The organism is Streptomyces colwelliae (assembly GCF_048158785.1).
Classification (GTDB): Bacteria; Actinomycetota; Actinomycetes; order Streptomycetales; family Streptomycetaceae; genus Streptomyces.
The window spans coordinates 1-4290 of sequence record NZ_JBLTJC010000590.1 but is presented as its reverse complement, the minus strand read 5'-3'; the positions used below and the strand labels follow the sequence as shown (position 1 = coordinate 4290).

Genomic DNA, 4290 nt, shown 5'->3' with positions numbered 1-4290 from the left:
GCTGAGAGGCATCGTCCTCGCCCCCCAGCAGACCTTCCTCCAGATGCGGGACTACACGATGTGGGGCCCCGCCCTGATCGTGACGTTCCTCTACGGCCTGCTCGCGGCCACGGCCCCGGCCAGCTGATCGGCTACCTGGTCCTCAACCTCCGCGAGCGCGGCCCCGGCGACATCGTGCGCCAGGTCGAGAACGCCCTGATCGCCGCCTGCGCCACCCTCGGTTTCGAGACGCTACGACGGGACACCCCGCCCGGCGCCCAGTCGTTGGCCGGCATCTGGACACCGGCCGGCGCGAAGCTCGCCTCGATCGGCATGCGCATCAGGGGTGGCGTGACGAGCCACGGCTTCGCCCTCAACATCACGTCGGACCTTGAGGAGTTCGCCGCGTTCACTGCCTGCGGCTTGCCCGGGGTGACGATGACCTCCCTCGCCGAACTGGCCGCGAGGCAGGGCCGATCCGCCCCCTCGGAGGCAGCGGTGAGGGACGCGGTGGCGAAGGCGCTGGGGGCGGTGTGACGGGGAGAGACGGGGGCCGTACCGGACGCGGCCTCAACCCAGCGAGCACCACGACTTCTGGGCGGGGGAGCCTCCGCACCCGTCGGCCGGAATGGCGAGGACCAGCCGGTAGATCCCGAACGCCAGTGCCCCCAGGAGGGCCACGGACACCACGACGTGTGCCGCGCGCGTCCATCGTGCGTTCCAGTAGGTGTGGGCCATGACGAGGAGCAGCGCGGCCAGCAGCCAGACGAACAGACCGACGACCGCGATGATGACGATCCCGAACGTGTGCACAGGGGCACGATGCCCGTGGGAGACCATCGCCATTCGCGCGACGACACCGCTTCCCGCGCGCGGGCACAAGGCCCTATGTCCAATCGGCCCGTTCATGGGTCACCATGGCCAGGAAGGTCACAGGCGTGGGAAGTTGACCCACCTCTGGTCACGGGAGGCGTCATGAAGCTCGGCAAGGCACTGGCCACCGGAGTCGCCGAAGAGCGGCCGCAGATCCACGAGGAAGAGCTCGAACTACCCGAGAACATCGCGGAGTTCACGGAGGAGAAGGCGCCCGAAGAGGTACCGGCCGCCCGATGAGGCTGCGGCTCCCCGAGGAACGCCCGACGGAGCCGCCGACCGGATTCAAGATCGCCCACCCGGTGCTGTCCCAGGACGGCACCCGGGCCGGGTTCACCGGTGTGTCGCTGGGCGGCGCGCTGCCGTACGGAGTGGTGGCCGACGCGTCCTGCGTCTACGGCCGCCGCCACCGTTCGCCCGCGCGACTCTGCGACTGCGGCTTCCACTGTGTGCACGAACGGGCAGCGGCGGAGGCCCTGTTGTGCACCGCCGAGCACCGCGCGGCGGTCCTCCTCGACATCACCGTGCTCGGCACCTACATCCGCTTCGAACTCGGCTTCCGCTACGCCCGTCAACGCGTCCGCACCGCCACCGTCGGCCCCTGCACCTGCGGCGCCCGAGCCGTCGCCCTGGCCGATGCCGGCTGGGGCAGGCCCGGTTGGCGCGCCCTGGCCGCCGCGTGCGCGGGCTGCGTCCGTGGCCGTACGTCCGTCTCGCTCGCCGCGTTCGCCCGGCTGGCCGGCGACGGGCTGCGGGTGGTGGCGGGGAGCGAGGGGGAGACGGTGAACGTCGACCCCGGTCTGCCCGAGGGGCTCGGCGTGCCCGAACTCGTCGCGGAGGCAGCCCTGTTGCAGGCCCGGCTCGACTGGTTCCAGAGCCGCTTGGCCCGCCTGGAGGGAGGCGAGGCGCCGAAATAAGGAGGCGAGGTACAGAAGTAGGGCGGGCCTTGACCTCAAGTTTGGTCGAGGTTGAAGGCTGTTCGGTACACACCCGTACCGAGCATCGGAGGCCCGCATGACCACCCGCCGAACCGACTCCCACCCAGCCCTCTCCGATCCCCGCGTCGGCGCCCCCTTCTTCAGCACCTGGCGCGTCGGCACACCGCTGCGCCAGCGGCAGACGGTCGAGGCGGTCGCCGCCGCCTGGGAACGCCGCCCCTGGCCCGCCGACGACCTCCTCGGCTACCACGTCTACACCGGCCACGACGCCTCCACCCTGCTGCACTACTCGCAGTGGACGAGCGAGCCGGTGTACGAGGCCTTCGTCAAGACCCGCCGCCAGGAACGCGTCGACGAGATCGACACCGCCGTACCGGGCATCGAGCGCCTCGGCCTCGGCCGCTACCGGCACTACCGCAGCGGAGGCCCGGCGGACCGGGGCGGCCGTACCCCCGGATGCATAGTGATCGTCGACATCGAGTTCGAGGGCCCCGACCCCGACCGTCAACGCGCCTGGGTGGACGCCGTGTTCGAGGCCCTGGAGAACGAACCCGCCCCGCACCCCGGCGGCATCTCCGCCCACTTCCACCTCTCCACCGACGGCACCCGCGTCCTCAACTACGCCGAGTGGGACAGCGCCCAGTCCCACATCGAGGCCCTCGCGGCCCCCGGCGACGGCATCGGCTCCGCCACCGCGCTCTGGGAACGCGTCCAGACCTGGCCCGGCCTGAAGAGCACCACGGTCGGCCGCTACGACCACGCCCTCGGCCTCGTCCCCGACTGACCGGCGGAACCCGACTGACCGGCGGAACCTAGCTGGCCGGCGGAAACCCGGCCGGCCGCGGAAGTCCGACTGGCCGTGGAAGTCCGACCGGCCGGCAGAAGGGTCCTGCCGACAATCTCACTCCCCTGGACAAAAAAAGTGTTCGGTGAGACGGTGGACGCATGCTGGACGTCACCGTGATCGAGGACCCCGAGGCCGCAGCCGTCTCGCTGGACCCCATAAGGGCCCGGCTGCTCGCCGAGCTGGCGGCCGGACCCGCGTCCGCCACCATGCTGGCCGGCAAGGTCGGCCTGCCCCGGCAGAAGGTGAACTACCACCTCAAGGCGCTGGAGCGGCACGGCCTGGTCGAGCTGGCCGGCGAGCGGCGCAAGGGCAATGTCACCGAGCGGCTGATGCGGGCGACCGCCGCGTCGTACGTCATCTCGCCGCTCGCGCTCGCCGCCGTGCAGCCGGACCCGGACCGGTTCCGCGATCAGCTGTCCGCGCGCTGGCTGCTGGCGCTCGGCGCCCGGCTGGTGCGGGACGTCGGTTCGCTGATCACCGGCGCGACCAAGGCCCACAAGCGGCTGGCGACGTACGCGCTGGACGGCGAGGTGCGCTTCGCGTCCGCCGCCGACCGGGCCGCGTTCATCCAGGAACTGACCGCCGGGGTGAGCGCCCTCATCCGCAAGTACGACGCGGGTGACGCGGAGGAGGGACGCGACCACCGGATCATCGTGGCCGTCCACCCCACGGTCAAGGAACAGCCGCAACCCCGGCCCGTCCCCGGACCGGACCCGTCCACCCCGGAGTTGGACCAGTAGGACTCAGGAGCCAGGAGCCAGTCATGTCCAAGGAATTCGAGATCGTCTACGAGTTTGAGGTCGACGCCACGCCGGGGGAGGTGTGGGACGCCATCACGTCCGGTACGGGCGGCTGGCTGTGGCCGATGGAGTTCGACGGGGAGAAGCGCACCGGGCCCTTCGGGTCCACGCTCACGAACTTCGACCCGCCGCACCGGCTCACCGCCCTCAGCGAGGACGTCGGCTTCCCCACCCAGAGCCTCAACCAGATCGACGAGACCATCGAGCCCCGCGACGACGGCCGTCGCGCCTGGGTGCGGTACGTGCACAGCGGGATCTTCACCGACGACTGGGACAACCAGTACGACGGCGCGCGCAAGCACAACGCGTTCTACCTGCACACCCTGCGGCAGTACGTCACCCACTTCGCGGGCCGCCCGGTCGCGTTCGCCACCCTCGACGGTCCCGATGCCTCAACCGCCGCCGACGCCTTCGGAGTTGTCGGCCGGGCGCTCGGCCTCGCGGACGACACCACCGAGGGAGCACGGATCCAGGCGCGCGGGCCCGAGGGGCAACTCCTGGACGCCGTACTCGACTTCCGCGACCCGCACTTCATCGGACTGCGCACCGACAGCGCACTGATCCGCTTCTTCGGGCGCAACCACTGGGGTGCCCCGGTCGGCATCAGCGTCCACGACTTCGCGCCGGACGCCGACGCCAAGACGAACGAACTCGCCTGGCGGAACTGGCTGGACGGGGCCTTCGCCTGACCTGGTGCAAGTCGGCGAGAGTGAAGGCGCGGCTGACCAGTTGGCGCAGGCGTTTGTGGTCGTCGCCGTCGGAGGTGAACATCGAGACGACGTCGACCCAGGCGTAGAGCCACGGTATGGAACCGGTCACAGGCCAGACTCCCGGCACCTACCTGCCCCAACTG

7 protein-coding genes and 1 pseudogene are annotated in these 4290 nt (G+C 70.9%); 7 read left to right on the top strand and 1 reads right to left on the bottom strand.

Annotated features, from left to right (window positions below):
• Positions 1-106: pseudogene (locus ACNFOC_RS51460) on the top strand (YIP1 family protein); the annotation flags it as partial.
• Complete coding sequence (gene lipB, locus ACNFOC_RS51455) at positions 61-516, top strand: lipoyl(octanoyl) transferase LipB (RefSeq protein WP_416965878.1); 456 nt, start codon at positions 61-63, stop codon at positions 514-516. The pseudogene ACNFOC_RS51460 and the gene lipB, both read left to right, overlap by 46 nt.
• 33 nt (positions 517-549) lie before the next feature.
• Here lipB and ACNFOC_RS51450 read toward each other — a convergent pair whose 3' ends face one another.
• Complete coding sequence (locus tag ACNFOC_RS51450; protein ID WP_416965877.1) at positions 550-792, bottom strand: hypothetical protein; 243 nt, start codon at positions 790-792, stop codon at positions 550-552.
• Positions 793-954: 162 nt separating this feature from the next.
• Between ACNFOC_RS51450 and ACNFOC_RS51445 the strand changes: the two genes are divergently transcribed.
• The 5 genes from ACNFOC_RS51445 to ACNFOC_RS51425 all read left to right on the top strand — a co-directional run bounded on the left by ACNFOC_RS51445 (position 955) and on the right by ACNFOC_RS51425 (position 4126).
• Entirely contained in the window at positions 955-1092 is a 138-nt protein-coding gene (locus tag ACNFOC_RS51445; RefSeq protein ID WP_416965876.1) for a hypothetical protein, read from the top strand.
• Positions 1089-1769: a hypothetical protein gene (locus ACNFOC_RS51440; protein WP_416965875.1), complete on the top strand. Its 681-nt coding sequence runs from the start codon at positions 1089-1091 to the stop codon at positions 1767-1769. The genes ACNFOC_RS51445 and ACNFOC_RS51440 overlap by 4 nt, the downstream gene beginning before the upstream one ends.
• 97 nt (positions 1770-1866) lie before the next feature.
• Positions 1867-2574 (top strand): antibiotic biosynthesis monooxygenase, encoded by a 708-nt coding sequence (locus ACNFOC_RS51435; protein WP_416965874.1) that lies wholly within the window; start codon positions 1867-1869, stop codon positions 2572-2574.
• Positions 2575-2735: 161 nt separating this feature from the next.
• Positions 2736-3377: an ArsR/SmtB family transcription factor gene (locus ACNFOC_RS51430; RefSeq protein WP_416965873.1), complete on the top strand. Its 642-nt coding sequence runs from the start codon at positions 2736-2738 to the stop codon at positions 3375-3377.
• 23 nt (positions 3378-3400) lie between these two features.
• The gene (locus ACNFOC_RS51425) at positions 3401-4126 is read left to right on the top strand and encodes an SRPBCC family protein (protein WP_416965872.1); all 726 of its coding nucleotides are present in this window, start codon (positions 3401-3403) and stop codon (positions 4124-4126) included.
• The last annotated feature ends 164 nt before the right edge of the window (positions 4127-4290 follow it).